Source organism: Sphingomonas sp. 10B4 (genome assembly GCF_035019905.1).
Taxonomy (GTDB): domain Bacteria; phylum Pseudomonadota; class Alphaproteobacteria; order Sphingomonadales; family Sphingomonadaceae; genus Sphingomonas; species Sphingomonas glacialis.
The window spans coordinates 1-25,850 of record NZ_JASJVC010000050.1; the positions used below are offsets into that span (position 1 = coordinate 1).

Annotated in this window: 24 protein-coding genes and 1 pseudogene; 16 read left to right on the top strand and 9 right to left on the bottom strand. The window is 66.9% G+C overall.

What is annotated here, in order from left to right:
- Positions 1–378: pseudogene (locus QN347_RS13850) on the bottom strand (DNA polymerase Y family protein); the annotation flags it as partial.
- Entirely contained in the window at positions 296–1,000 is a 705-nt protein-coding gene (locus QN347_RS13855) for a protein ImuA (protein ID WP_189677196.1), read from the bottom strand. The gene QN347_RS13855 and the pseudogene QN347_RS13850, both read right to left, overlap by 83 nt.
- Before the next feature lie 248 nt (positions 1,001–1,248).
- Between QN347_RS13855 and QN347_RS13860 the strand changes: the two genes are divergently transcribed.
- The 3 genes from QN347_RS13860 (at position 1,249) to QN347_RS13870 (ending at position 5,073) form a co-directional block, all read left to right on the top strand.
- Positions 1,249–2,547, top strand: coding sequence for a thiamine pyrophosphate-dependent enzyme (locus QN347_RS13860; RefSeq protein WP_322160803.1), 1,299 nt, complete (start codon positions 1,249–1,251; stop codon positions 2,545–2,547).
- Positions 2,548–2,722: 175 nt separating this feature from the next.
- The gene (locus QN347_RS13865) at positions 2,723–3,730 is read left to right on the top strand and encodes an alpha-ketoacid dehydrogenase subunit beta (RefSeq protein ID WP_322164117.1); all 1,008 of its coding nucleotides are present in this window, start codon (positions 2,723–2,725) and stop codon (positions 3,728–3,730) included.
- Complete coding sequence (locus tag QN347_RS13870; protein WP_322160801.1) at positions 3,730–5,073, top strand: dihydrolipoamide acetyltransferase family protein; 1,344 nt, start codon at positions 3,730–3,732, stop codon at positions 5,071–5,073. Before QN347_RS13865 ends, QN347_RS13870 begins: the two co-directional genes overlap by 1 nt.
- Here the strand turns inward: QN347_RS13870 and QN347_RS13875 are convergent.
- Complete coding sequence (locus QN347_RS13875; protein WP_323494063.1) at positions 5,070–5,342, bottom strand: hypothetical protein; 273 nt, start codon at positions 5,340–5,342, stop codon at positions 5,070–5,072. The two genes, QN347_RS13870 and QN347_RS13875, sit on opposite strands and share 4 nt — an antisense overlap.
- A 228-nt stretch (positions 5,343–5,570) precedes the next feature.
- Complete coding sequence (locus tag QN347_RS13880; protein WP_322160799.1) at positions 5,571–6,767, bottom strand: acetyl-CoA C-acyltransferase; 1,197 nt, start codon at positions 6,765–6,767, stop codon at positions 5,571–5,573.
- Positions 6,768–6,880: 113 nt separating this feature from the next.
- Between QN347_RS13880 and QN347_RS13885 the strand changes: the two genes are divergently transcribed.
- Genes QN347_RS13885 through pip form a run of 3 tightly spaced genes read left to right on the top strand, consistent with a single transcriptional unit; the run spans position 6,881 to position 10,807 of the window.
- Positions 6,881–8,470 (top strand): cisplatin damage response ATP-dependent DNA ligase, encoded by a 1,590-nt coding sequence (locus QN347_RS13885; RefSeq protein WP_322160797.1) that lies wholly within the window; start codon positions 6,881–6,883, stop codon positions 8,468–8,470.
- 58 nt (positions 8,471–8,528) lie between these two features.
- Positions 8,529–9,830: an amidohydrolase family protein gene (locus tag QN347_RS13890; RefSeq protein ID WP_322160796.1), complete on the top strand. Its 1,302-nt coding sequence runs from the start codon at positions 8,529–8,531 to the stop codon at positions 9,828–9,830.
- A 23-nt stretch (positions 9,831–9,853) separates the two neighbouring features.
- Positions 9,854–10,807 carry a prolyl aminopeptidase gene (pip, locus tag QN347_RS13895; protein ID WP_322160795.1) on the top strand — a complete coding sequence of 318 codons (954 nt, stop codon included), beginning with the start codon at positions 9,854–9,856 and terminating at the stop codon, positions 10,805–10,807.
- 121 nt (positions 10,808–10,928) lie between these two features.
- Here the strand turns inward: pip and QN347_RS13900 are convergent, their stop codons facing one another.
- Positions 10,929–11,435, bottom strand: coding sequence for a thioredoxin family protein (locus QN347_RS13900; RefSeq protein ID WP_133191727.1), 507 nt, complete (start codon positions 11,433–11,435; stop codon positions 10,929–10,931).
- Positions 11,436–11,653: 218 nt separating this feature from the next.
- Entirely contained in the window at positions 11,654–12,472 is an 819-nt protein-coding gene (locus QN347_RS13905; RefSeq protein WP_133191728.1) for a cold-shock protein, read from the bottom strand.
- Between the two features lie 203 nt (positions 12,473–12,675).
- Here QN347_RS13905 and QN347_RS13910 point away from each other — a divergent pair, with 203 nt between their 5' ends.
- From QN347_RS13910 to rpoN, 6 genes are all read left to right on the top strand, one after another.
- Positions 12,676–13,458 (top strand): TerC family protein, encoded by a 783-nt coding sequence (locus tag QN347_RS13910; protein ID WP_322160792.1) that lies wholly within the window; start codon positions 12,676–12,678, stop codon positions 13,456–13,458.
- A 56-nt stretch (positions 13,459–13,514) separates the two neighbouring features.
- Entirely contained in the window at positions 13,515–14,135 is a 621-nt protein-coding gene (locus QN347_RS13915) for a ribonuclease D (RefSeq protein ID WP_133191730.1), read from the top strand.
- Positions 14,136–14,161: 26 nt separating this feature from the next.
- Entirely contained in the window at positions 14,162–14,809 is a 648-nt protein-coding gene (gene lptC / locus QN347_RS13920; protein WP_189677074.1) for an LPS export ABC transporter periplasmic protein LptC, read from the top strand.
- A 5-nt stretch (positions 14,810–14,814) separates the two neighbouring features.
- The gene (locus QN347_RS13925; protein ID WP_189677075.1) at positions 14,815–15,354 is read left to right on the top strand and encodes an LptA/OstA family protein; all 540 of its coding nucleotides are present in this window, start codon (positions 14,815–14,817) and stop codon (positions 15,352–15,354) included.
- Positions 15,355–15,482: 128 nt separating this feature from the next.
- On the top strand, positions 15,483–16,259 hold the full coding sequence (gene lptB, locus QN347_RS13930; RefSeq protein WP_133191733.1) for an LPS export ABC transporter ATP-binding protein: 777 nt from the start codon (positions 15,483–15,485) through the stop codon (positions 16,257–16,259).
- Positions 16,260–16,313: 54 nt separating this feature from the next.
- On the top strand, positions 16,314–17,810 hold the full coding sequence (gene rpoN, locus QN347_RS13935; protein WP_416350881.1) for an RNA polymerase factor sigma-54: 1,497 nt from the start codon (positions 16,314–16,316) through the stop codon (positions 17,808–17,810).
- A 58-nt stretch (positions 17,811–17,868) separates the two neighbouring features.
- Here the strand turns inward: rpoN and QN347_RS13940 are convergent, their stop codons facing one another.
- The 3 genes from QN347_RS13940 to QN347_RS13950 form a co-directional block, all read right to left on the bottom strand.
- Positions 17,869–18,189 carry a tetratricopeptide repeat protein gene (locus QN347_RS13940; protein ID WP_229839451.1) on the bottom strand — a complete coding sequence of 107 codons (321 nt, stop codon included), beginning with the start codon at positions 18,187–18,189 and terminating at the stop codon, positions 17,869–17,871.
- Between the two features lie 246 nt (positions 18,190–18,435).
- Positions 18,436–18,861 (bottom strand): hypothetical protein, encoded by a 426-nt coding sequence (locus tag QN347_RS13945; RefSeq protein WP_133191736.1) that lies wholly within the window; start codon positions 18,859–18,861, stop codon positions 18,436–18,438.
- A 129-nt stretch (positions 18,862–18,990) separates the two neighbouring features.
- A complete protein-coding gene (locus tag QN347_RS13950) occupies positions 18,991–19,989 on the bottom strand; it encodes a ligase-associated DNA damage response exonuclease (protein WP_322160786.1) in 999 nt (332 codons plus the stop codon).
- Positions 19,990–20,147: 158 nt separating this feature from the next.
- Between QN347_RS13950 and QN347_RS13955 the strand changes: the two genes are divergently transcribed.
- From QN347_RS13955 to QN347_RS13970, 4 genes are all read left to right on the top strand, one after another.
- Positions 20,148–20,831: a hypothetical protein gene (locus QN347_RS13955; RefSeq protein ID WP_323494065.1), complete on the top strand. Its 684-nt coding sequence runs from the start codon at positions 20,148–20,150 to the stop codon at positions 20,829–20,831.
- A 54-nt stretch (positions 20,832–20,885) separates the two neighbouring features.
- Entirely contained in the window at positions 20,886–23,300 is a 2,415-nt protein-coding gene (locus QN347_RS13960; protein ID WP_322160782.1) for a ligase-associated DNA damage response DEXH box helicase, read from the top strand.
- A gap of 40 nt (positions 23,301–23,340) precedes the next feature.
- Positions 23,341–24,297, top strand: a complete 957-nt coding sequence (locus QN347_RS13965; RefSeq protein ID WP_322160781.1) for an aspartyl protease family protein — start codon at positions 23,341–23,343, stop codon at positions 24,295–24,297.
- Between the two features lie 99 nt (positions 24,298–24,396).
- The gene (locus QN347_RS13970) at positions 24,397–25,806 is read left to right on the top strand and encodes a M20/M25/M40 family metallo-hydrolase (RefSeq protein ID WP_322160779.1); all 1,410 of its coding nucleotides are present in this window, start codon (positions 24,397–24,399) and stop codon (positions 25,804–25,806) included.
- Positions 25,807–25,850: the final 44 nt, after the last annotated feature.

Genomic DNA, 25,850 nt, shown 5'->3' on the forward strand with positions numbered 1-25,850 from the left:
AGATGTGTATAAGAGACAGCCCCCAGCCCCTCCCTTCCAGGGAGGGGAGGCAGAAGAAGCCACCCGCGCATCGCGCAGCGGAGCGCGACCCTCGTCGGGCGGCATCGCCTTGAAGGGATGCGGTGCAGCTTCGCTCACGCGTCCCGCGCTGCGATGGCGCGCGTTCGCGTCGAGTTCCCCGCTCCGTGCCCAGCGCGCGCCAGGCCGCCAGCCGCCACCGCGCGGCACCGAGCACGCCACCGCCTGCTCGCGCGCGACGGCCTCGGCGAGGCCCTGCGGATCTACGCTGGCGCCCTCAAGCGGCGCGGCTGAGCGCTCGGCCTGCGCCAGCCGTTCGATCGACCAGTCGGGCAGGTAGAGCGAGGCGACCCGTTTCATCGCATGCCTCCATCATCCAATCGGCGGATTCGCCGCCGCGTTGGCGGACCAGCTCCACCTGCCAGCGCGCTCGCCCGACGCCCGCATCGCCGACCGGCAGCGGTGCGGAGGGCGCCGAGGCGATCCGCCAGCGCGTCATCGCCGCCGAGGGCACGGCGAGCGGATTGCCACCCTCCCGCGCATGGCGTTTCATCAACAAGGCGATCGTCTTCCCGCCCTCGGCCGCAAGCTGCAGCCGCCGCGTATTGGGCATCGCCGCGCGCTTGACCTCGCCGACCACCGCGCCGAGCCCGCGATGCCGCAGGCCCTCCTCCATCAGCGCGAGCAGCTCGGCATCGTCGCCCGCCTCGGCATAGATCAGCCGCCCCGGCGCGAGACCCGCCTGGTAGAGCCCCGGTGCGAACAGGTCGCGCCGTCGCACCACCCACAGCACCGGCCCCCAGGCACGCGCCGCGATCCCCGCCATGAACAGCGTCGCCGCCGCATCGTCCGACGGCGCAGGACTCGCCGCGGAAATCTCGTGGAGCGAATCGAGTCGCAGCCCGCCCGGCGCGAGCCGTTCGTCGATCGGCGCGATCCCGAAAGGCAGCACCGGGCGCCGACGCAGCCCGTCGCTTTCCACCTTCTTGAGGCTTTCGCGAAGCTCGGCGATGATGGCAGGACAGGACACGGGCACGACTCACTTGAAGCATCGTTCCTATTTTGTTCTTTTTGTCGCTGCAGAGTCAAGCTGCTCCGTCATCCCCGCGCGACGGGTCGTCGCATTCCGTGACAAACGCCCCCTCGCCAAGCGCGTTGAAATTTTATAACAAGGCTCGAAGAACGATTCCGCCTGTCGGTCACAAGCCAGGCACGCGTTGTGGAGAGTATATGGCGACCGACCGAGTCCCCGATCATTTGAAGCCCAATCTTGCGCCGTTGTCGCTGTACGTGCCCGAACCCAAGTTCCGGCCGGGCGATGCGGTCGATTTCACGCAGGTGCCGATCCCGCCCGCGGGCAAGGCGCGCCGCCCCGATCCGGCGGATGCGGCCGATACGTTCATCGATCTCGCGTTCGATCTGGTGCGCGTGCTCGACGACGAAGGCCAGGCGGTCGGCCCGTGGAATCCGCGCCTCTCGCCCGATACGCTGCGCGCGATGCTGCGCAGCATGGCGTTGGTCCGCGCGTTCGACGAGCGCATGTTTCGCGCGCAGCGCCAAGGCAAGACAAGCTTCTACATGAAGTGCACCGGCGAGGAGGCGGTCTCGGTCGCTGCCGCGCATGCGCTCGATTATGAAGACATGTGCTTCCCGTCGTACCGCCAGCAGGGCCTGCTGATCGCGCGCGGCTGGTCGATGGTCGACATGATGAACCAGATCTATTCGAACACCGCCGACCGGCTGCAGGGCAAGCAGCTGCCGATCATGTATTCGGTGAAGGAAGCGGGCTTCTTCTCGATCTCGGGCAACCTCACCACGCAATATCCGCAAGCCGTCGGCTGGGCGATGGCGAGCGCCGCCAAGGGCGACACGCGGATCGCGGCGACGTGGTGCGGCGACGGATCGACCGCCGAGGGCGATTTCCACTCGGCTTGCACCTTCGCCAGCGTCTATCGCGCGCCGGTGATCTTCAACGTGGTCAACAATCAGTGGGCGATCTCGAGCTTCTCGGGCTTTGCCGGCGCCGAATCGACGACCTTCGCGGCGCGCGCGGTCGGCTATGGCATCGCCGGCCTGCGCGTCGACGGCAACGATGCGCTCGCGGTCTATGCCGCGACCTTGTGGGCGGCCGAGCGCGCGCGGACCAACCAGGGGCCGACGCTGATCGAGCATTTCACCTATCGCGCCGAAGGGCATTCGACCTCAGACGATCCCGGGCAATATCGCTCGGCTGGCGAGCCGACCGCGTGGCCGCTCGGCGATCCGATCAAGCGCCTCAAGGACCATCTCATCGCGCTCGGCGAATGGGACGACGAGCGGCATGCGGCGCAGGACAAGGAATTGGCCGAGCAGGTCAAGGCCGCGCAGAAGCAGGCCGAGACCAACGGCGTGCTCGGCCACGGCCTGCACCAGCCGCTCGATACGCTGTTCGACGGCGTGTTCGAGGAAATGCCGTGGCATTTGCGCGAACAACAGGCGCAGATGATCGCCGAGGAAACCGCAAGCGGCCGGCCATGGGCGCACAAGTGATGGGTAGCGTTCAACCCTGCGGCGTCACCCTCGCGAACGCGAGGGTCCCGCTTCTTTTTCTGGCGACGGGGCCAGGCAGCGGGATCCCCGCTTTCGCGAGGATGACGGAGTATGCATCGTGAGCGATTCTGAAACAGCGGTCGAAACCGAAATCGAAACCCCGACTTCGACCCGCATGAACATGATCCAGGCGATCAACTCCGCCATGGACGTGATGATGGGCCGCGACCCCGACGTAATCGTGATGGGCGAGGACGTCGGCTATTTCGGCGGCGTGTTCCGCGCGACCGCCGGCTTGCAGTCCAAATACGGCAAGACCCGCGTGTTCGACACGCCGATCAGCGAATGCGGCATCATCGGCGTCGCGGTCGGGATGGGGGCGTACGGCCTGCGCCCGGTCCCCGAGATCCAGTTCGCCGATTACATCTACCCCGCGCTCGACCAGTTGGTCAGCGAGGCGGCGCGGCTGCGTTATCGTTCGGCGGGCGAATTCACCGCGCCGATCACGGTGCGCTCGCCGTTCGGCGGCGGCATCTTCGGCGGTCAGACGCACAGCCAGAGCCCGGAAGGGATCTTCACGCACATTTCGGGCGTCAAGACCGTGATCCCCTCGACCCCGTACGACGCCAAGGGCCTGCTGATCGCCGCGATCGAGGACAATGATCCGACGATCTTCTTCGAGCCCAAGCGCATCTATAACGGCCCGTTCGACGGCCATTGGGACAAGCCGACGCAGAACTGGTCGCAGCATCCCGCGGGCGAAGTGCCGACCGGATACTATAAGATCGAGCTCGGCAAGGCGAAGGTCGTTCGCCCCGGCGAAGCGCTGACCGTGCTCGTCTACGGCACGATGGTGCATGTCGCGCTCGCGTTGATGGAAGAGGCGGGCGTCGATGCCGAGGTGATCGACCTGCGCACGCTCGTCCCGCTCGACATCGAAACGATCGAGGCGTCGGTCAAGAAGACCGGACGCTGCATGATCGTGCATGAGGCGACGCGCACTTCGGGCTTCGGCGCCGAATTGTCGGCGCTGGTGCAGGAGCGCTGCTTCTACCATCTCGAAGCCCCGATCGAACGCGTGACGGGTTTCGACACGCCGTATCCGCACAGCCTCGAATGGGCATATTTCCCGGGCCCCGTCCGCATCGGCGAGGCGCTCAAGAAGATCATGAAGGACGCATAATGGCGCGTTTTACGTTCAAGCTGCCCGACATTGGCGAGGGCATTTCCGAGGCCGAGATCGTGGCATGGCACGTCGCGGTCGGCGACCGGATCGAAGAGGACCAGCAGGTCGCCGATATGATGACCGACAAGGCGACGGTCGAGATGGAATCGCCGGTGTCGGGCGTGGTGGTCGAGCTTGCGGGCGAGGTCGGCGACCAAGTGTCGATCGGCGCTGCGCTGGTGGTGATCGAGACGGACGCCGCGGACGTTGGTGCTGAGGAAGCGCCCGCGTTGCGCGATGACGCGCCGGCCGAGCTGAAGGCGGCGCCTGCGTCGGTCGAGCAGGTCGAGGTCGCGCAGCAATATGAAGCCGAGAACCCAGGCGTCGAGGAAGCGCAACCTGCTCCCCGCCCGCTTGCGGGAGGGGCCGGGGGAGGGCAGGACGCCCCCGCCAGCGCTCCGCCCGTGGCTGCGTCCCCGCCCGCAAGCGGGAGGGGAGCAGAAAAGGCGCTTGCCTCCCCCGCGGTCCGCGCGCGCGCGGCCGATCTCGGCATCGACCTTACCCAGGTAAAGACCGAGTCCGACCGCGTCCGCCACAGCGATCTCGACGCCTTCCTCCGCTACGGCCAGGGCCAGGGCTATCACAGCCCCCACGCCAGCAACGCGCGCCCGGACGAACCGATCAAGGTCATCGGCATGCGTCGCCGTATCGCCGAGAACATGGCGGCGTCGAAGCGCGCGATCCCGCATTTCACCTATGTCGACGAAATCGACGTCACTGCGCTCGAGGCGATGCGCGCCGATCTCAACGGCGCGCGCGGCAACCGCCCCAAGCTGACGATGCTGCCGTTGATGATCGCCGCGATCTGCAAAACGATCCCCGCCTTCCCGATGATCAACGCGCGCTATGACGACGAAGCCGGCGTGGTGACGCGTCACGGTGCCGTGCATCTCGGCATGGCGACGCAGACCGATGCGGGCCTTACCGTCCCCGTCATCCGCGACGCGCAGGACCGCAACGTGTGGCAGCTCGCCAGCGAAATCCTCCGCCTCGCTGAAGCCGCGCGCGCCAACAAGCTCACGCCGCAGGAAATGGGCGGCGGCACGCTGACCGTGACCTCGCTCGGCCCGCTCGGCGGAATCGCGACGACGCCAGTGATCAACCGTCCCGAAGTCGCGATCATCGGGCCGAACAAGATCGTCGAGCGGCCGGTGTTTGTCGGCGACGAGATCGTCCGCGCCAAGCTGATGAACCTGTCGATCAGTTGCGATCACCGCGTCGTCGATGGCTGGGATGCGGCAAGCTTCGTCCAGGCGCTCAAGCGCTATCTCGAAACGCCCGTCTTGCTCTTCGCCGACTAACCGCGCAGCGCCGATCGTCTCCGGAGCAGCGCCTTCGGAGCGAGCCGGTTCGCGAAGGCGCCGTCTCGGCTCGGCAAGAGCGCCTCGCCACCTTGCGGAAGCGGCGCGGCGTCGCCGTGCAAATTGACCGCGACCGTCGCCGGCCCAAACTGTTTGGCGTGGTCGCGCACCTCGGCGAAGCATTCGGGCAAGGTCGCATGGCGCAATCCGTGCGCGGAAACGCCGGCGTCGCCGTCAAGGCGACGCCAAGTCCATTCGGAAGTGGTCAAAGACATTTCCGATGGAACCAGGAGAACCTCATAGCGAGCACCGGTCGACATGTCTGTAGAACGGGTCACACCTGCCCCTGTTCCGCACTCGATGAGTTCGCTAACATAGATTAAACAGATAGGGGCAAAACAAAAACTGTAACATTGTTTAGCCTGACACCCGGTTTTGCTGCTTTGCTCTTGTTAAGGAGGCAAAAACTAGCCTTGTTCGGAGTGCCCCTAGCGTGGCTAAACGATTTCGAACAGCCCCGCTGCGCCCATTCCACCCGCGGTGCACATCGACACCACGACCCAGCGCACGCCGCGCTTGCGACCCTCGATCAGCGCGTGCCCGACGAGCCGGCTGCCGGTCATGCCGAACGGGTGTCCGATCGCGATTGCGCCGCCATTGACGTTGTAGCGCTCGGGATCGATGCCGAGCGCGTCGCGGCAATAGAGGCATTGCGAAGCGAACGCCTCGTTCAGTTCCCACAGCCCGATATCGGCGACCGAGAGGCCAGCGCGCGCAAGCAGCTTGGGGATCGCGAAGACCGGGCCGATCCCCATTTCGTCGGGCCCACACCCCGCCGCCTGGAAGCCGCGATACACGCCGAGCACCGCGCGCCCCTCGGCCTTCGCGGTGGCGTGGTCCATCACGATCTGCGCCGAGGCGCCGTCGGACAATTGGCTGGCATTGCCTGCGGTGACGTTCGCACCGGGCCCGGAGAAATCGCCGCCCGGCCAGACGGTCTTGAGCCCCGCCAGCGCTTCGGCCGTCGTCCCTGCGCGAATGCCTTCGTCCTGCGCGAGCGTCACCGTCTCGCTGCCGGTGCGGGTCCCTGCCTTGTCGAACAGCGCTTTCTCGACCGTGATCGGCGCGATCTCCTCGGCGAACGCGCCGCTCTCGAGCCCGCGCGCGGCGCGCTGCTGGCTCATCGCGGCATAGGCGTCCTGCGCCGCGCGGCTGATATTGTAGCGCTCAGCCACGATCTCGGCGGTTTCGATCATCGGGATATAGGCGGCGGGCTCCCGTGCGATCACCGACTGGTTGACGTAGCGCGGCGCGTCCTTGGTCACCGTCAGGCTGATCGATTCCATTCCGCCGGCCAGCGCGACGTCGATCTCGTCGCACATGATCGAGCGCGCGGCGAGCGCGATCGCGGTGAGCCCCGATCCGCATTTGCGGTCGAGCGTGAAGGCCGGCACCGTTTCGGGCAAGCCGGCGGCGAAGGTCGCCATCCGGCCGGCATTGCCGCCCTGGCTGCCCCATTGATTGCCGACGCCCCAGAAGATCTCGTCGATCCGCGTGGGATCGATCCCGGCGCGCGCGACTGCGGCGTTCATCACATGCGCGGCCAGCACCGGCGCCTCGGTCGCGTTGAACGCGCCGCGATACGCCTTGCCGATCGGGGTACGGGCAGTGGAGACGATCGCAGCTTTACGCATGACAGAACCTTTCGAGGATCGGGTATGGCATCCAGCCTAGGATCCCGCGCCGCTCGGAGCAAGCGCGGGATGCCGCTTGCGGAACCCCAGCGCCGCGCGCATGTTGAGGGACAATGCGCGCTTTTGCCGACCTTCTCGACCGGCTGATCTACACTCGCTCGCGCAACGCGAAGCTCAAGCTGATCACCGATTATCTGCGCGTCACGCCCGATCCCGATCGCGGCTGGGCGATGGCGGCGTTGACGGGCGAGCTCGACTTGCCCGGCGTCAAGTCCGCGGTGATCCGCACGCTGATCGAGCAGCGCGTCGATCCGGTGCTGTTCCGGATGAGCCGCGACTATGTCGGCGATACCGCCGAAACCGTCGCCTTGCTGTGGCCGACCCCGCCGATTGCGCCCGACCCCGAACCCCTGTCGATCGCCCAAGCCGTCGATCGCCTGTCGTCCCTGTCGCGCTCCGATGCGCCCGCCGCGCTCGCCGCGATGCTCGACCGGCTCGATTCGGACGAACGCTTTGCGCTGCTCAAAATGGCGACGGGGGCGTTGCGCATCGGCGTCTCGTCGCGGCTCGCCAAGACGGCGCTCGCCAACGGCTTCGATCTCGATGTCGAGGCGGTCGAGGAAGTGTGGCACGGCATCGCGCCGCCCTACACCGCGTTGTTCGACTGGGCCGAGCGGCGCGGGCCGCAGCCGACCGCAGCCGATGTGCCGGTGTTCCGCCCGTTCATGCTCGCGCACCCGCTCGAAGATTTGCGCGTCGACCTCAAGGACTATGCGGCCGAATGGAAGTGGGACGGCATCCGCGTCCAGATCGTCCATGTCGCCGGCACGACGCGGCTCTACAGCCGCACCGGCGACGATGTGACCGCAAGCTTCCCCGAAGTCGCGCGCGACTTCACCACGCCGGGCGTGCTCGATGGCGAGCTGATGGTGAAAGGCGACGCGCAAGGCTCGGCGACCGAAGAGGGCGGGGCGGCGAGCTTCAACGCGTTGCAGCAGCGGCTCGGGCGCAAGGTCGTGTCGGCGAAGATGCTCGCCGAATCGCCGGCGTTCGTCCGGCTCTATGACATTCTCTATGATGGCGACGAGGATCTCCGCCCGTTGCCGTGGGACCAGCGCCGCGTCCGGCTCGAGGCCTTTGTGTCGCGGCTTGACCCCGAGCGGTTCGATCTCAGCACCGTCATCGCGGCGGAGGATTTCACCGCGCTCGAGGGCATTCGCGCCGGCGCGCGCGATGCCGCGATCGAAGGTGTGATGCTCAAGCGGCGCGATTCGCCCTATGTCGGCGGGCGCAAGACCGGGTTGTGGTACAAATGGAAGCGCGATCCGCTCACCGCCGATTGCGTGATGATGTACGCCCAGCGCGGCTCGGGACGCCGCTCGTCCTTCTACAGCGATTATACCTTCGGTTGCTGGACCGAGGACGGCACCTTGCTCCCCGTCGGCAAGGCCTATTCGGGGATCACCGACGAGGAATTGAAGCGGCTCGACCAGTTCGTGCGCAACCATACGACCGGGCGTTTCGGCCCGGTGCGCGAGGTCGAGAAGACGCTCGTGCTCGAAATCGCGTTCGATTCGATCCATCAATCGAAGCGCCACAAATCGGGCGTGGCGATGCGCTTCCCGCGCATCGCGCGGATCCGCACCGACAAGCCCGCCGCCGAGGCCGACACCGTTGCGGCGCTCGAGCGGCTGATCACGTGACCCCTCGACACCGCCCCCGCAGCGATTAGGCTGCGCGCAAAAACCCAGGGGTGAAATGATGCGCAAAGTCCTGATCGCCATGGCCACAGTGCTGGCCTCGACCGCTGCCACGCCGCTGCTTGCCGAAACCTTCGCGATCCAGGCCGGCCATCTGATCGTCGACGCCGCCAAGCCCGAGCGTGGCGCCTCGACCGTGATCGTCACCGACGGTCGGATCGTGCGGATCGACGACGGCGCCACCGCGCCCGCGGGCGCGACGGTGGTCGATCTGCGCGACCGGACGGTGCTGCCCGGGCTGATCGACGTCCATGTCCACCTCACCAGCAATGCCGGCGAGCCGTGGTACAAGGGCCTGACGCCGGGGTATTCCGAACCCTATGCCGCGACGATCGGCCTCAAGAACGCGCTGATCACCGCGCGCGCGGGCTTCACCACGGTGCGCGATCTCGGCGGGCTGCCCGCCGCGAGCATCGCGATGCGCGACGCGGTCAAGGACGGGAGCTTTCCGGGCCCGCGCATCCTCGTCTCGGGACCCGCGCTGTCGATCATCGGCGGGCATGGCGACGGCACCGTCGGGCTCAACCCCGATCTGCGCCATGCGATCGACGCGAGCGGCGAACAATTTTGGGTGTGCACCGGGCCGCTCGAATGCGCCAAGGCGGTGCGGCGCGTCGCGGCGTACGGCGTCGACGTGATCAAGTTCCATGCGACCGGCGGCGTGCTCGACGATGGCAAGATCGGCCTCGAACAGCATTTCACCGACGAGGAGATGAAGGCGATCTGCGACACCGCGCACCAGCTTGGCCTCAAGGCCGCGGCGCATGCGCATGGCCCCAAGGGAATCGCCGCGGCGGTGCGCGCCGGGGTCGATTCGATCGAGCATGGCACCTTCGTCGATGATGCCGGCGTCGCGCTGATGAAAGCGCACGGCACGTACTATTCGGCGACGCTGATGGCCTTTTCGGGGCTCCAGCAGTATCTCGGCAAGGGCGTCTTCACCGCCAACGCCGAGACGAAGGGGCGCGCCACGCTCGCGGTGTGGGGCAGGGGGCTCAACCGCGCGTACAAGGCCGGCGTGCCGATCGCGCTCGGCACCGATGCCGCGGTCTATCCGCACGGGCGCAATGGCGAGGAACTCGGGCTGATGGTGACGAAGGGCGGGATGACCCCGCGCGACGCGCTGATCGCGGCGACCAAGGGTGGCGCCGATCTGCTCGGGCTGGCGGGCGAGACGGGGACGCTCGACGTCGGCAAGTCGGCCGATCTGATCGCGGTGGCGGGCGATCCGCTGGTCGACCCTGCCGCGGTGCTCAAGATCGGCTATGTCATGGTCGAAGGGCGGCCGATCCCGCTCAAATGACCTCTGGCTCCGGACCCGTTTCGATGACCGACCTGCGCACGCTCTATCCCGAGATCGAACCCTATGCGACGGGCACGCTCGACGTCGGCGACGGCCACACGATCGCCTACGAGCGCTGCGGCACGCCCGGCGCGACGCCCGCGGTGTTCCTCCACGGCGGCCCCGGCGGTGGCATTTCGCCGAGCCACCGTCGGCTGTTCGACCCCGCGCGCTACGACGTCCTGCTGTTCGACCAGCGCGGTTGCGGGCGTTCGACCCCGCATGCCGCGCTCGAGGCGAACACGACCTGGCATCTCGTCGACGATATCGAACGGCTGCGCGCGCTGGTCGGGGTCGAGCGCTGGCTGGTGTTCGGGGGATCGTGGGGTTCGACGCTTGCCCTCGCTTATGCCGAGACGCATCCGACGCGCGTTAGCGCGCTGATCCTGCGCGGCATCTACACCGCGACGCCGGCCGAGCTCGCCTGGTATTATCAGTTCGGCGTGTCGGAGATGTTCCCCGACAAATGGGCAGGCTTCGTCGCGCCGATCCCGGAGGCCGAGCGCGGCACTATGATCGAGGCGTATCGCCGCCTGCTGACGGGCGACGACGAGGCGGCCAAGCTCGAAGCCGCCAAGGCGTGGACCATCTGGGAAGGCGAGACGATCACGCTGCTGCCCGACCCGGCGATGAGCGCGGCATTCCAGGACGGGCATTTCGCGCTCGCCTTCGCGCGGATCGAGAACCATTTCTTCGCGCACAATGCCTGGCTCGAGAACGGCCAGTTGCTGCGCGATGCCGGGCGGCTCACCGGGATCCCGGGGACGATTGTCCATGGCCGCTACGACATGCCGTGCCCGGCGCGCTACGCCTATGCGCTCCACCAGGCCTGGCCCGAGGCCGAGTTCCACCTGATCGAAGGCGCAGGCCACGCCTATAGCGAGCCCGGCATCCTCGACCAGCTGATCCGCGCCACCGATCGCTTCGCGGGGGGCTGAACGCAATCCCATTTCGTCACCCCGGGCTTGTCCCGGGGTCCACCGCGCCGCGCGTGCTGTGCCGTGAGACTGTGCATCCCGGTGGACCCCGGCACGAGGCCGGGGTGACGGTCAGATTGCTTTAGCGGACCCAGCTCGCCAGCCAGTCCGACAGCGCCTGCGGGCTGAGCGTGCGCGCATCGGCGAGCGCGGCGGTGCGGCCGGGGTTTTTCAGCGTGTCGGTCTTGGGATCGACGATCAGCACGCTCGGCACGCCGCCGCCGAAATGGTCCTTGAGACCGTACTTCGCCGCCACGTCGAGGTTCTTGTCGAACCGGCCGACATCGACCGTGACGATCTCGTACTTCTTCGCCAGGAATTCGCGCAGGCCCGGCAATTCCATCGTCCCCGCTAGCAGGCGGCAGTCGAGGCACCAGTTTCCGCCAAGGTCTATCAGCAGCAGCTTGTGTTGCGCCTTGGCGCGGGCGCGCGCCGCGGCGACGTCCGCCTTGGCGTTCGCGGTCTCGTCATACGGCAGCGGCAGCGGGGTCTTGAGCTGCGCGAAGCTCGCCGCGGCGACCTTGGGGCCGGGAGCCGCGAGCGTGGGCGCGGCGAAGGTGAGGGCGATCGCGGCAAGGGCTAGGCGCATCTATCGTCTTTCTGTGCTTCTCCGGCGAAGGCCGGGGCCCAGGCGTGGGCGGGGCTTTGATTGGTCACACCCAGCGAACGCCTGTTAGCGCGACTGGGCCCCGGCCTTCGCCGGGGAGCTGACGAAAATACCGCACACGCCCCGCGCCGCACGCAAAGAAAAACCCGGCAGGCCTAAAGGCCCGCCGGGTCTATCTCGTTTGCGTCAGACGAAAGCGATTAAGCGATCGACGTCAGGTTCACAGCCGCCATCTTGCCGCGACGATCGACTTCGAGCTCGAACTCGAGCCGGTCGCCCTCGTTGAGCGAGGTCATGCCGCCACGCTCGACTGCCGAGATGTGGACGAACGCGTCGGGCTGGCCATCATCGCGCTGAATGAAGCCGAAGCCCTTCATCGCGTTGAAGAACTTGACCGTGCCGGTTGCCTTCTCGCCGGTCAGCTGACGCTGCGGCGCACCACCAGGAGCGGCGCCACGCGGGCCACCGGGAGCTGCGTCACGCTCGCGCGGCGGGCCGCGGTCGGTGACGGCCATTGGCTCGCCGTCGATCTTGAGGTCGGTCGCCGAGATGCGGCCGCCGCGGTCGACGAGGGTGAAGCCAAGCGGCTGGCCCTCTGCAAGACCAGTCAGGCCGGCCTGCTCGACAGCCGAGATGTGCACGAACACGTCCTCGCCGCCGTCATCACGAACGACGAAGCCGAAGCCCTTCTGTCCGTTGAAGAATTTTACGACGCCAGTGCCTTCACCGACAACCTGCGGGGGCATGCCACGGCCACCGCCGCCTGCGCCACCACCGCCGAAGCCGCCGCCACCGCCGCTGCGGAAACCGCCGCCGCCGCCGCCGCCGCCGAAGCGATCGCCGCCGCCACCGCCGAAGCGATCGCCGCCGCCACCGAAGCGATCACCGCCGCCGCCGCCGAAACGATCGCCACCGCCGCCGCCGAAGCCGCCGTCGAAGCCGCCGCTATCGCCGAAACCGTCGCGCTTGTCGCGCCCGCGCCCGCCACGATCGCCGCGGCGTCCTTTATCGAAACTCATGCCCTGTTCGTCTTCCCGGTTCGTCCGACATCGATATCGCAACCGTTGCGTCGGACGAAAGACGCAGGGTTTTGGCACCAAACCAATCGTGCCACCGAATCGTGTAACGCAAATTGCCAGACCCTGCGAATGAATTCGTCGAAAATACGGCACGAATCACACGCTTCTTGCGCAGATGTGGCAAGCACGGCACAGACTCGGGCATGTCGATCCCCGCCTTGCTCGCCGATCCCGCCGCCTGGGCCGCTCTGGCGACGCTGATCGTCATGGAGATTGTGCTCGGGATCGATAACCTGGTTTTCATTTCGCTGCTGTCGAACAAGCTCCCGCTCGAGCAGCGCGAAAAGGTCCGCCGAGTCGGCATTGGCCTGGCGCTGGTCCTGCGACTCGGTCTGCTGTCGATCATCGCGTGGATCGCCGGGCTGGTGCGGCCGGTCTTCGATCTTGGGCTGACGGGGATGCTCGATGCGCACGGCGCGCCATCGTTCGAAACCGCGTTCTCGGTCCGCGACCTGATCCTCATCGCGGGCGGCGTGTTCCTGCTGTGGAAGGCGACCACCGAGATCCATCATACGATCGACCACGACGAAGCGAGCGAGGAGACGCCCGGCAATGCCGGCGCGGCGCTGTCGTTCGGCATGGCGATCGTCCAGATCCTGCTGCTCGACATGGTGTTCTCGATCGATTCGATCCTCACCGCGATCGGCATGACCGATGATCTGCCGGTGATGATCGTCGCGGTGGTGGTCGCGGTCGGCGTGATGCTGTTGGCAGCGACGCCGCTCGCCAATTTCATCGCCGCCAATCCGAGCGTGGTCATGCTCGCGCTCGGCTTCCTGCTGATGATCGGCGCGGTGTTGATCGCCGACGGTTTCGGCGTGCATGTGCCCAAGGGCTATATCTATGCGGCGATGGCGTTCTCGGGTGTGGTCGAGGCGCTCAACATCGCGGCGCGGCGCGCGCGAGGACGCACGCCGTCGCATTGAGGGTGAGCGCAAGCCCACCCATTGAGCAGCGGCCCATTCGCCGCTAGGGCCGGGCGATGACTGTACATCTTTACGAAGAAGACATCCCCGCCGAATTGTTCGCGCCCGGCGCCGACATCGCGGTCGACACCGAGACGATGGGGCTGATCACGCCGCGCGACCGGCTGTGCCTGGTACAGCTGTCCGACGGTGGCCCCGACGAGCATCTCGTCCGCTTCTCGCCCCATAGCGATTACGCTGCACCCAATCTGCGCGCGTTGCTCGCCGACCCGGCGCGCGTGAAGCTGTTCCACTTCGGGCGGTTCGATCTCGCGGCGATCAGCCATTATCTCGAAGTGACCGCAGCGCCGGTCTATTGCACCAAGATCGCGTCGCGGCTGGTGCGCACCTATACCGATCGCCACGGGCTCAAGGAGCTGGTGCGCGAATTGCTCGGCCAGGATATCTCCAAGGCGCAGCAATCGTCCGACTGGGGCGGCCCGGTGCTGAGCGAGGCACAAAAGGATTATGCCGCGTCCGACGTGCGCTATCTTCACGCGATGCGCGAGGAGCTCGACCGCCGGCTCGTCCGCGAAGGCCGGATGGAACTCGCGCAGGCGTGCTTCCAGTTCCTGCCGTGGCGCGCCGAGCTCGACATTGCCGGCTGGCCGGAAGTCGATATCTTTGCGCACATGTGATGCCAGCCGCGGCGGGGAGCAGCCCCATGTCTGACGCGCGGTCTGACGCGCGCGCGATTCGCGATTCGCGCAAGGTATGGGCGGCGCCGGGCAGCAGCCACGACCGCGTGATCGGCACGCTGCGCATCGTGCTGCCGATCCTGATCGGCGTGCTCGCCGCGTTCGTCGTCGTGCTCCCGCTCTATTCGGGCGGCGATGTCAGCTTCCTGCTCGACAAGAAAAAGGTCGAGGTCGCCAAGGAGCGGCTACGCGTCCAGTCGGCGAGCTACAAGGGCGAGGACGACAAGGGCCAGGCCTTCGCGCTGACCGCGGGGTCGGCGGTGCAGAAGAGTTCGGCCGAACCGATCGTCAAGCTCGAGAAGCTTACCGCGGAAATCGGGCTCAAGGACGGTCCCGCCAACATCGTCGGCGAGCATGGCCATTACGACATGGACAAGCAGCAAGTGACGATCGACGGCCCGGTGCGCGTCAACGGCAGCGGCGGGTACCGCCTCGTCACGCAGGATTCGACGGTCGATCTCAAGACCCGGACGATGAAGAGCGGCGGCGCGGTGACGGGCTCGGTGCCGCAGGGCACCTTCAGCGGCAACCAGCTCAATGCCGATCTGGTCAATCATATCGTGCGGCTCGATGGTAATGCGCACTTGCAGATCATCCCGCGAAAGAAGAGATAGTCCCGATGCAGCGCCTTCTCGCCTTTTTCGCCGTTTCGCTCGTTCTGTCGGGGGCGGCGGTCGTGAGCGCACAGACGGCGCACAATTCGGCCGCGCCGATCAACTTCAGCGCCGACCATATCGAGCTGCAGGACAAGGCCAATCGCGCGCTGCTGTCGGGCAGCGTGTCGGTGAAGCAGGCCGAGATGACGCTCAATGCGGCGCGGATGACGGTCGCCTATACCGGCCAGGTCGTCGATGGCAGCCCGCAGGTGTCGCGACTCGACGCGGCGGGGAATGTCGTCGTGACTCGGCCCGACCAGACCGCGCGCAGCAACTTCGCGGTGTACGATCTCAACAAGCGCGTCGTGACGATGCTCGGCGCGGTGACGCTGATCCAGGCGGGCAACACCGTCAATGGCGGACGCCTCACGATCAACCTCGATACCGGTCGCGCAGTGATCGACGGCTCGTCGGTCGGCGGCGGCGGTGGCGGCAAGGCCGGCACCACGACGAGCAGCGGCGGTCGCGTCAGCGGGACCTTCTCGGTCCCCAAGCGTAACTGACGCGAAAGCGGGGCAATTCGGCGCCCGCTGCTATCCCGCGCGGCGCGAATGGCGTATAGGCATGCACGAAGCCTGCCAGATGCCGTGCGGTTAACCCTTCGCTAACTCTAAACTGCGAGCACGCCCCGATGAGCGACACCATGACCCTCGACAGCGCGCCGCCGATCGCCGAGCAGCCGGTGAATGATGGGTTGTCGGTCGTGTCGATCGCCAAATCGTACGACAAGCGCAGCGTGCTGACCGATGTGTCGGTGTCGGTCGCCAAGGGCGAAGTAGTCGGGCTGCTCGGGCCGAACGGGGCGGGCAAGACGACGTGCTTCTATTCGGTGATGGGGCTGGTGAAGCCCGATTCGGGCCGCATCATGCTCGACGGCAACGACATTACCGGCCTGCCGATGTATCGCCGCGCGATCCTCGGCCTCGGGTATCTGCCGCAGGAAACCTCGATCTTCCGCGGGATGACGGTCGAACAGAACATCCTCAGCGTGCTCGAGCTCGCCGTGCCCGACAAGGCGCAGCGCGCGCTCCGGCTCGATACGCTGCTCGACGAGTTCGGCCTGACGCGGCTGCGCGATTCCCCATCGATGGCGCTGTCGGGCGGCGAGCGCCGCCGCGCCGAGATCGCGCGGGCGCTTGCCGCCGATCCGTCGATCATGTTGCTCGACGAGCCCTTCGCGGGGATCGACCCGCTGTCGATCGCCGACATTCGTGACCTGATCTGCGAATTGAAGAAGCGCGGCATCGGCGTGCTGATCACCGATCACAACGTGCGCGAGACGCTCGAGATCGTCGACCGCGCCTACATCATCTATGACGGCCGCGTGCTGTTCACCGGCTCGCCCGCCGAGCTTGTCGCCGACGCCAACGTTCGGCGGCTGTATCTCGGCGAGGGCTTCTCGCTCTGATCATGGTGGACGCCACCTCCCTCGTCGCCCCGGCGCAGGCCGGGGCCGCTGCGTTTGCCGCGCCTGGACCTGCGCCAGTCGCAATCGCTGGTGATGACGCCGCAGCTCCAGCAGGCGATCCGCCTGCTCGCGCTGTCGAACCTCGAGGTCGAGGGCTTCCTCGCCGAGGAAATCGAGCGCAATCCCTTGCTCGAGGCGAGCGCGCCCGAAGACGACGGCCCGACGCAGGACCGTGAACCCGACGCCCCGATCCGCGACCAACCCGCCACCGCCGACGAACTCCTGCTGGCTGGCGGCGATTCGGGCGAGGCCTCGCTCGACGTCGATTTCACCGCCGAGAGCTTTCACCACGACAGCCCAGCCGATCAGGCGGGGGGCGCGGGGATCGACGGGTCGCTCGGTCTCAACGGCGCAAGCAGCGGCGGCGGGACGGGCGAGGACGGCCCCGATTTCGACAGCTTCGCCGATACCGGCCTCAGCCTGTCGGACCATCTGCTCGCGCAGGCCGGCACCGCGGTCGAGGGCGCCGACCTGTTCATTGCCGCGCATCTGATCGATCAGATCGACGAATGCGGCTATCTCACCGCGTCGCTGCTCGACATCGCGACTCGGCTCGGCGTGCCGCTGGCGCGCGTCGAGCAGGTGCTCGCCATCATCCAGACCTTCGAGCCGACCGGCGTCGGCGCGCGCGATCTCGCCGAGTGCCTCGCGCTCCAAGCCAAGGAAGCCGACCGGTACGATCCGTGCATGGCGCGGCTGATCGACAATCTCGACCTTGTCGCGCGCGGCGATCTCACGCGGCTGCGGCGGCTGTGCAACGTCGATGACGAAGACTTGGCCGACATGATCCGCGAACTTCGCGGCTATGATCCGAAGCCGGGCTGCCGTTTCGGCGGCGAACCGACCCAGGCCGTGGTGCCCGATCTGTTCGTCGCCAAGCGCAAGGACGGCTGGGGAATCGAAATCAACGCGGCCACGCTCCCGCGCGTGCTCGTCAACCGCAGCTATTATACCGAACTGTCGAGCGCACGCGGCGACAAGGCGAGCAAGGCGTGGCTCGGCGACATGCTCGCCAGCGCCAACTGGCTGGTGAAAGCGCTCGACCAGCGCCAGCGCACGATCATCAAGGTCGCCGCCGAGATCGTGAAGCAGCAGGAGGGGTTCTTCCTCCACGGCGTAGCACAATTGAAGCCGCTGACGCTGCGCCAGGTCGCCGATGCGATCGAGATGCACGAATCGACGGTGTCGCGCGTCACCAGCAACAAATATCTGTCGTGCGCGCGCGGGCTCTACGAGCTCAAATACTTCTTCACCTCGGCGATCCAATCGTCCGAAGGCGGTGAGGCGGTGTCGGCACAAGCGGTCAAATCGGCGATCAAGGCGCTGATCGCGGGCGAGGGCGACAAGATCCTATCGGACGACACGTTGGTCGAATTGCTCAACGCCAAGGGCTTCGACATCGCGCGGCGCACGGTCGCGAAGTATCGCGAGGCGCTCGGGATCGGATCGTCGGTGCAGCGCCGGCGGGCGCGGGCGCTCGAGGGCGCATAACGGGGGCGCCTAATCGAAAGCGCGAGCCGGCCCGACCGAAGTCAGGCCGGCCACAGGCTCAACGTGCGGTCAGCGCGACGTCGCGCGCGAGCGCGCGCTTGGCGACCTGGTGCGACCAGACGGCATCGCCGGTCGGCGTTTCGAGCATCGCATTGTCGAGCGTGAGCGCGCGACGCAGCGCGGTATTGGCATCGGCGGTGCGGCCGGCGCGCTGATAGGCGGCGGCAAGCTCGATCGCGACACCACCGTCGTTCGGCGAGAGCTGCGATACGGTTTCGAGCGTGCGCACGGCAGCGGCGGGATCGCGCGTTGGCGCCGCTGCGGCCGGAACGACGGCCGCGCCTGCGACAAGGATGGCGATAGCGAATTTCAGGGTCATCATCAGTCTCCTAGTTAGTCTGTTACAGAATGATGACATATATTGCAGATATGTGAAGCAATAAATTCACTTATGTGAATCTGCAGTGTCGCAGGCGGTTTCCGGCCCGGTGCGCGCCTGAAATCGGAGCCATTTGGAGCGCGCACGCCAACCTTCGCGGCGATCGCCACGTCGCTGACACCGCGCGAGGCGGTGCCAAATCCTGCTCGTGTCGATCTGCCTCAGGCGAAGCCGCTGGCTTTGTGCTTATTTAGCCGGGGTCGCCGCTTTAGGGTTTCCGGCCTCGACGATCAGCGCGGCCATCGCCTTGGGGTCGGCGAAGCTGCCCAATTGCTGGAGCTCCTTCTGCACCAGCGGATCGCCCATCAGACCGCGCATCGCCACGCCGCCGAGCGCACCAAAGCTTGTTTCGATCGACGACACGCCATCGAACTTGATTGCTTCGATCGCTTGTGGTCGGCATTCGACCGTCAGCAGGCGATTGAAATACACCCCGGTCCGGCGGTTGAAATCTTCGCGTTGCGTCGGTGTGATCGTCGACAGCGCCTTCACCGCGGGGCCCGCCGAGATCGCCGAGAATACCCATTGCACCAACAGCGTCTGGTCGGCGGGCGAGCTGTGATCGACCAGGCATTTCGAGAGTGTGTCGCCAAAGCTGCTGGCGTGCGCCACGTTCGGGGTAGCGGCACAGACGGTCGCAGCTGCGACGCCTGCTCGAATTGACCGTCGTACCATGCTGCTTTCCCCCGAAAATTCACTCGATCTCTAATCTCGGCGGGAAAAACCGTCCAGCGCGATCGCTCAGTCGTCCTCATCCTCATAGCCCGACAGCGCGAGCGCACGCGCCTTGATCTGGCGCGTCTGGCACCAATGCACCAATGCATCCTCGCGGCCATGCGTCACCCACACTTCCTTGGGCGCGATCTCGGTCAAAGTGTCGGTCAGTTCGTCCCAATCGGCGTGGTCCGACAGGATCAGCGGCAGCTCGACCCCGCGCTGCACCGCGCGCTGGCGCACGCGCATCCAACCCGATGCCATCGCGGTGATCGGATCGGGCAGGCGGCGCGACCAGCGATCGGCCATCGCACCGGGCGGCGCGATCACGACATGGCCCATCATTTCGGCCTTGTTCGCGACCGTCGCGGGGCGCAGCTCGCCAAGCTCGACGCCGTGTGCCTGGTACAGCGCGCACAGTTTCTCGAGCGCACCGTGGATGTAGATCGGCGCATCATGCCCGCGCGCGCGCAGTTCGGCGATGACGCGCTGCGCCTTGCCGAGCGCGTACGCGCCGACGAGCACGCAGCGCGTCGGATTGGCGTGGAGCGCGGCGGTCAGCTTGTCGATCTCGTCGCCGGTCTCGGGATGGCGGAAGACGGGCAATCCAAACGTCGCCTCGGTGATGAACACGTCGCATTTGACCGGCTGAAAACCAGCGCAGGTCGGGTCGGCGCGGCGCTTGTAATCGCCCGACACGACGACTCGCTCGCCGCGATATTCGAGCAGGACCTGCGCTGAGCCGAGCACGTGCCCTGCGGGAACGAAGGTGGCTTTGACATCGCCGAAGGTGTGGCTGTCGCCATAGGCGACGGGGTTGCCGGGCTGCGGGCCATAGCGCGCGTCCATGATCGCGAGCGTCTCGGGCGTCGCCCACACCGCGTCGTGCCCGCCACGCGCGTGATCGGCATGGCCGTGCGTCACGAGCGCGACGGGGGAGGGGCGCGACGGATCGATCCACACATCGGCGGGCTTCACGTAGATTCCGTGCGGGTGGGGATCGATCCAGTCGCCGAGCTTTGCCATCATGGCTATATGGGTGGGACGCGTTTGAGTTCCATCTCCCTCTCCCTGCCGGTAGCGGGATTTCGGTACGCCTTCGATTGGCCCCATTGCTGTAGGATCGATACGGCATGACTTGCGCATCCTCACCGTCCGCCCTGCCGCCCGGCCATAACAGCAGGATGGTCGGCCTCGCGCTGATCGCGCTGGCGATCGGCGCCCCCGTCACCGCCGCGCACGCCGACGCGCTGCAGACTCGGATCGTCGCGACCGCCCGCGCCATGCCGACCACGCGTCATGCCTTTCGCCGCACGCTTGCGTTCGAGCGGACCGGCGCCCCGCGGAAAACCTATGTCGAGCAGTTCGATCCCAGCCGCGCGGCCGCCGAGCGCTGGTCGCTGATCAGCATCGACGGCCGCGCGCCGACCCCCAAGGAAATCGCCAAAACGCGCAAGGCCAATCACGGGCCGATCCCGTCCTATGCGGAACTGGCGGCGTGGTTCGGCAGCCCCGCGACGCGCAGCGAGGTCGGCGGCGGTGTGCTCTACCGCTTTGCCCGGCTGCCCGCAGGCACCTTCAAGATCGGTTCGCACGATGCGTCGGCCGATACGCAAGTCGAGGCTTTGGTCAACACCAGCGGCGCGGTGCCGTTCGTCGAGCGCGTGCGGATGACGTCGAACAAGAGCTTCAGCGTAATGCTGGTCGCCTCGCTGCGCAGCATCACGGTCGACCAGCGCTATCGCCTGCTCGGCGATGGCATTGTCGTCCCGTCGGACGCGACCAGCGCGCTTACGGGCGCGATGATGGGCAAGGCCGGGACGATGCAAACCAGCACGAGCTACAGCGAGTATCGCGCAATTCGGTGACGCGCGCGCGCGCGGGGCTGGTCATTGCCGCGTCGCGCACCCCATATCGGGTGAGTGAGCGTATCCGACCTTCCCGCCCCGATCACCGACTGGTTCGCTGCCAAGGGCTGGGCTCCCCGCGCGCACCAGTTGGCGATGCTCGACGTTGCGCGGGCGGGGCATCACGGCCTGCTCGTCGCGAGCACTGGTGCTGGCAAGACGCTGGCGGGGTTCCTCCCGACGCTGACCGAACTGATCGAGACCCCAACGCAAGGCCTTCACACGCTCTACGTCTCGCCGCTGAAAGCGCTTGCTGTCGACGTCCAGCGCAACCTGCTCACGCCCGTAGCCGAGATGGGCCTCGACATCCGCGTCGAGACACGCACTGGCGACACCCCCTCGGACCGCAAGGCGCGCCAGCGGATCAAGCCGCCGCAGATCCTGCTGACCACGCCCGAATCGCTCAGCCTGCTGCTCAGCTATCCCGACTCGGGGCTGATCTTCGAAAACCTCAGGACGATCGTCGTCGACGAGGTCCATGCGTTTGCCACCGGCAAGCGCGGCGATCTGCTGTCGCTGTGCATGGCGCGGCTACAACGCCTCGCGCCCGATCTGCGCCGCGTCGCGCTGTCGGCGACGGTGGCCGACGCCGACGGCTATCGCGCCTGGCTCGCCCCCGATGGCGATATCGATACGGTCGATCTGGTGCAGGGCGAGCCCGGCGTCCCCGCCAACATCGCGATCCTGCTGCCCGAGGGCCGCGTTCCCTGGTCGGGCCATTCGGGCCGCTATGCCGCCGAGCAGGTGATGGCCGAGATCGAGACGCACAAGACCTCGATCGTCTTCTGCAACACGCGCAGCCTTGCCGAGCTGATCTTCCAGGATTTGTGGAAGGTCAACGCGATGAGCTTGCCGATCGGCATCCATCACGGCTCCTTGTCGCTCGAAGCCCGCCGCAAGGTCGAGGGCGCGATGGCCGACGGCAAGCTGCGCGGGCTCGTCGCCACCGCCAGCCTCGATCTGGGGGTCGATTGGGGCGATGTCGATTGCGTCATCCAGATGGGCGCGCCGAAAGGGTCGTCGCGATTCCTGCAGCGGATCGGGCGCAGCAATCACCGCATGGACGAGGCTTCTGAGGCGGTACTCGTCCCAGGCAACCGCTTCGAATATCTCGAAGCGCGTGCAGCGCTCGACGCGGTCGATGCGGGCGAGCTCGACCCCGACATCTTCCGGCAAGGCGGGCTCGACGTGCTGGCACAGCATATCATGGCGTGCGCTTGCGCCGCGCCGTTCCAGGAAGCCGAGATGCTCGACGAGATCCGCTCGGCCTTGCCCTATTCCGCGCTGACCGATGCGACCTTCAGCCGCGTGCTCGGCTTCATCCGCGACGGTGGCTATGCGCTCCAGGCCTATGACAAGTTCAAGCGGCTGACGCAGGATGCCGATGGCAGCTGGCGCGTCAGCCATCCCAAATTTGTTGCGCAGCATCGATTGAACGCCGGGATCATCGTCGAGGCCACGATGCTCACCGTCCGCTTCAAGAACGGCCGCTCGCTCGGCAAGGTCGAGGAGGGGTTTGCCGCGACGCTCAGCCCCGGCGACACCTTCTTCTTCGCGGGCATGAGCCTCGAGGTGATGGGGATGGACACCGAGGACCTGCTCGTCCGCGCGACCGCGCGCCCGGCGCGAATCCCGACCTATGGCGGCGCGCGGATGGCGATGTCGACCAACCTCGCGCAGCGCGTCCGCGGTTTCCTCGCCGATCCGTCCGAATGGCCGCGCTTTCCCGACGACGTGCGCGAATGGCTCGAAATGCAGCAGCGCCGCTCGACGCTTCCCGCGCCCGGGCAATTGCTCGTCGAGACCTTCCCGCGCGAGGGCCGGCATTACATGGTCGCCTACAGCTTCGAGGGCTGGAACGCGCATCAGTCGCTCGGGATGCTCGTCACGCGGCGGATGGAGACGATGGGGCTCAAGCCGCTGGGCTTCGTCTCGAACGACTATGCGCTGGCGTGCTACGGGCTCGAGCCGATCACCGACCCGCAGGCGCTCTTCTCGCCCGACATTCTCGAGGACGAGTTCGTAGACTGGGTGCAAAGTTCGGCGCTGCTCAAACGCGCCTTCCGCGAGGTCGCGGTGATCGGTGGCCTCGTCGAGCGCCAGCACCCGGGCAAGCGCAAGACCGGCAAGCAAGTCACCTTCTCGACCGACCTGATCTACGACGTGCTGCGCAAATACGAGCCCGGCCATTTGCTGCTCGAAGCCGCCTGGGCCGACGCGCGCGCGCGGATGACCGATGTCGGGCGCTTGGCCGACCTGCTCGATCGCGCGGTCGATACGATGCTCCACGTCGATCTCGACCGCGTGTCGCCACTCGCGGTGCCCGTGCTCACGCTGATCGGCCGCGAGAAGATTGCCACCGGCCTCGCCGACGACGCGCTGCTGATCGAGGCCGAGGCGCTCGCCGAGGAGGCGATGCGGCTCGACTGATCGGCTTGTCGTGCGGCCGAAACGGGCGTAGTTTGTCGCCATGAACCCGGTGCTGCTTGTCGCTGTCCCGATTGCCGCGGCGCTGGCCCAGCCCCAGCCCCAGCCTGTGCCGACCCCGCCGCCCTCGCCTGCTGCGCAGCATGAGCTGCAGCAAAACCCCGCCGAGCAGCTCGATTTCGTCTCCGAAGGTCTGCGCATGACCGTGCCGGTGACGATCGGCCCCGCCGGCCCGTATCGCTTCATCGTCGACACCGGCGCCGAGCGGACCGTGATCGCGCGCGAACTCGCCGCCAAGCTCGGCCTGGTGCCCGGGAAGAGCGTCCATGTCACCGCGATGGCGGGGTCGGCGCAATTCGGCACCGTCGTCATTCCCGACCTGCAGATCGGATCGCCGGGCGTCGGCGCGCGGCTGTCGACGCGCGGGATCGAGGCGCCCGCGCTCGTTGCACGCAATCTCGGCGCCGCCGGCCTGGTCGGGATCGACACGCTGCAGGGCCATGCCGTGACGATCGACTTCGCCGCGCAGACGATGACCGTCATCCCCTCGACCAAGCGGCTGCGCAAGGAGCGCTTCGGCCCCGACGATATCGTCATCCGCGCGAAGAATCTGCTCGGCCAGCTCGTCGTCACCGATGCGAGCTATCGCGGGCGCACCGTGCGTGTGGTGATCGACACCGGCGCCGATACCAGCATGGGCAATCTCGCGCTGCGCCGGCTTGCCGCGCCGTCGAGCAGCGCGGTGACGGCGGTAAGCGTGCTGAGCGTCACCGGCGCGTCGCTCCAGGCCGAGCAGGCGCTGCTCGATCGCGTGCACTTCGGCGACATCAGCTTTGCCAATCTGCAGGTGGCGTTCGTCGATGCCGCCCCCTTTGCGCGGCTCGGGCTGCACGACCGGCCCGCGCTGCTGCTCGGCATGGATGCACTGCGGCTGTTCGGCCGCGTGCGGATCGACTTCGCCAATCGCGAACTGCGCCTCGCGCAGCCAAAGGCGCCATAACCTTTTTTCGCCCCTCCCGTTCAGGGGAGGCGCTTTTGACTCGCGCCGTTGCGTTCCCCCGCCACCACGCTAGCCTCGTGCCAAACACAGGGGGCCCCAATGTTCGCACGCATGACCAAGATCCTCGCCACCAGTCTGCTCGCCACCACCGCGCTCGCCACGACGGCGACAGCGCAGGACCGCCCCGACCAGAAGGCCTATCTCGGCCTCTACAAGGAGCTGGTCGAGACCAACACCACGCTGTCCTCGGGAAGCTGCACCACCGCCGCCGCGCAGATCGGCGCGCGATTAAAGGCGGCAGGCTTCGCCGATTCCGACCTCACCTATTTCAGCGTCCCCGATCATCCCAAGGAAGGCGGCCTCGTCGCGATTCTGAAAGGGAGCGACGCCAAGGCCAAGCCGATGCTGCTCCTCGCGCATCTCGACGTGGTCGAGGCCAAGCGCGAGGACTGGACGCGCGATCCGTTCAAGCTGATTGAGGAAGACGGATACTATTACGCCCGCGGCAGCACCGACGACAAGGCGATGGCGGCGATCTGGGCCGACAGCCTGATCCGCTTCAAGCAGCAGAACTACCGCCCCAAGCGCACGATCAAACTCGCGCTCACCTGCGGCGAGGAGACGACCTTCGCCTTCAACGGCGCGCAGTGGCTCGCCAAGAACAAGCCCGACCTGATCGCCGCCGAATTCGGCCTCAACGAAGGCGGCGGCGGCCAGATGACCGACGACGGCAAGCGCCTCGCGATGTTCATGCAAGTCGGCGAGAAGGCCTCGCAGAACTTCACGCTCACCGCCACCAACCCCGGCGGCCACAGCTCGCAGCCCGTGCCGACCAACGCGATCTACCAGCTCGCCGACGCGATCGAGGCGATTAGGGGCTACGAATTCCCGATCAAATTCACCGACACGACGCGCGCCTTCTTCAAGGGCGCCGCCTTGGCGCAACCGCCCGAGATGCGCGACGCGATGTTGAAACTCGTCGCCAACCCAGCCGACACCGCCGCCGACAAGATCGTCAGCACCGACAAGACCTTCCACTCGACGCTGCGAACGACCTGCGTCGCGACCTTGCTGAGCGCCGGCCATGCTGAGAACGCGCTGCCGCAACGCGCCACCGCCAACATCAACTGCCGCATCTTCCCGGGCGAGACCGTCGAGGGGACGCTCGCCAAGCTCCAGGCGCTCGCCGGCGCCGCTGTGAAGGCCAGCGCCAACGCGCCGATCCGCCCCGTTGCCGTGCCGCCGAGCCTCGACCCCAAGGTGATGGGCCCGGCGCAGGCGGTGGCGGCCAAGCACTTTCCCGGCATGACGATCCTGCCCTTGATGTCGACCGGCGCGACCGACGGCATCTTCTTCGAGGGGATCGGCATCCCGGTCTACGGCGTGCCCGGCATCTTCATGACCGGCGACTTCAACCGCGCGCATGGGCTCAACGAGCGGATGAACGTCAAGTCGCTGTATGACGGGCGCGATTATCTGTTTGATTTGGTCAAGGCCTACGCCGGCTAGCGCCCGATCCGCCACACCCCCAAACCTGTCTCTTATACACATCT

Bases quoted from the DNA above. Each gene is read 5' to 3' on its own strand.
- QN347_RS13970 (WP_322160779.1), top strand. From the start codon at position 24,397: ATGTTCGCACGCATGACCAAGATCCTCGCCACCAGTCTGCTCGCCACC.
- QN347_RS13865 (WP_322164117.1), top strand. From the start codon at position 2,723: ATGAACATGATCCAGGCGATCAACTCCGCCATGGACGTGATGATGGGC.
- pip (WP_322160795.1), top strand. From the start codon at position 9,854: ATGACCGACCTGCGCACGCTCTATCCCGAGATCGAACCCTATGCGACG.
- QN347_RS13890 (WP_322160796.1), top strand. From the start codon at position 8,529: ATGCGCAAAGTCCTGATCGCCATGGCCACAGTGCTGGCCTCGACCGCT.
- QN347_RS13880 (WP_322160799.1), bottom strand. From the start codon at position 6,767: ATGCGTAAAGCTGCGATCGTCTCCACTGCCCGTACCCCGATCGGCAAG.
- QN347_RS13940 (WP_229839451.1), bottom strand. From the start codon at position 18,189: ATGACCCTGAAATTCGCTATCGCCATCCTTGTCGCAGGCGCGGCCGTC.
- QN347_RS13860 (WP_322160803.1), top strand. From the start codon at position 1,249: ATGGCGACCGACCGAGTCCCCGATCATTTGAAGCCCAATCTTGCGCCG.
- QN347_RS13955 (WP_323494065.1), top strand. From the start codon at position 20,148: ATGGTCGGCCTCGCGCTGATCGCGCTGGCGATCGGCGCCCCCGTCACC.
- QN347_RS13870 (WP_322160801.1), top strand. From the start codon at position 3,730: ATGGCGCGTTTTACGTTCAAGCTGCCCGACATTGGCGAGGGCATTTCC.
- QN347_RS13885 (WP_322160797.1), top strand. From the start codon at position 6,881: ATGCGCGCTTTTGCCGACCTTCTCGACCGGCTGATCTACACTCGCTCG.
- lptB (WP_133191733.1), top strand. From the start codon at position 15,483: ATGAGCGACACCATGACCCTCGACAGCGCGCCGCCGATCGCCGAGCAG.
- QN347_RS13950 (WP_322160786.1), bottom strand. From the start codon at position 19,989: ATGGCAAAGCTCGGCGACTGGATCGATCCCCACCCGCACGGAATCTAC.
- QN347_RS13915 (WP_133191730.1), top strand. From the start codon at position 13,515: ATGACTGTACATCTTTACGAAGAAGACATCCCCGCCGAATTGTTCGCG.
- QN347_RS13965 (WP_322160781.1), top strand. From the start codon at position 23,341: ATGAACCCGGTGCTGCTTGTCGCTGTCCCGATTGCCGCGGCGCTGGCC.
- lptC (WP_189677074.1), top strand. From the start codon at position 14,162: ATGTCTGACGCGCGGTCTGACGCGCGCGCGATTCGCGATTCGCGCAAG.
- QN347_RS13910 (WP_322160792.1), top strand. From the start codon at position 12,676: ATGTCGATCCCCGCCTTGCTCGCCGATCCCGCCGCCTGGGCCGCTCTG.
- QN347_RS13925 (WP_189677075.1), top strand. From the start codon at position 14,815: ATGCAGCGCCTTCTCGCCTTTTTCGCCGTTTCGCTCGTTCTGTCGGGG.
- QN347_RS13900 (WP_133191727.1), bottom strand. From the start codon at position 11,435: ATGCGCCTAGCCCTTGCCGCGATCGCCCTCACCTTCGCCGCGCCCACG.
- QN347_RS13905 (WP_133191728.1), bottom strand. From the start codon at position 12,472: ATGAGTTTCGATAAAGGACGCCGCGGCGATCGTGGCGGGCGCGGGCGC.